Source organism: Neisseria sp. P0021.S005, assembly GCF_051956955.1.
Window position 1 is genome coordinate 1 of the sequence record NZ_JBQCWY010000920.1, and the last position, 496, is coordinate 496.

General features: G+C 52.8%; 1 protein-coding gene. It reads right to left on the bottom strand.

The genetic code is table 11. The annotated features are described in order from the left end of the window. Window positions 1-322, bottom strand: a 322-nt coding sequence (locus tag ACTHUE_RS20165; protein WP_440424298.1) for an asparaginase domain-containing protein, incomplete at its 3' end; no start/stop codon positions are given. Window positions 323-496 lie beyond the last annotated feature (174 nt).

The window sequence follows — 496 nt, forward strand, 5'->3', positions numbered from 1 at the left end:
GGATAACGGGTTTGTCCAAACCTTGCAGCGAGAGGGCGAAGAGGTTGGCGGTGTATGCCATGGTATCCGTGCAGTGCAACACCAAAATGCCGTCATAGTCAGGCAGCTTGGCGATAATAAGCTCCAGCCAGTCGCGTTGGTTTTGCAGCGTTACCGCGGAAGAATCGATGAGCGGCTGGCAAACGTGCCATTCGAAATCAAGGCCGTCTGAAAAGGGGGCGAGGGCTTTATCGACGAGAGCGGTATCGGGACGCAGGCCAGTGCTGCTTTGGGTCATGCCGATGGTGCCGCCTGTGTAGAGGACAAAGATTTTTTGCTTCATGGTGTTTCTGATGAATGATTGAGGCCGTCTGAAAGAGGGGAAGTGTTTCAGACGGCCTGGAATGGTTTATTGATTGGTTTGTTTTTTGGCTTTTGCCGCGCGTTTTTCGTGCAGTTTCTCGCGGAAGAAGGTGTGGCGGCGGTGTTTTTTCCACCAAATCCAGCCGACAATGAC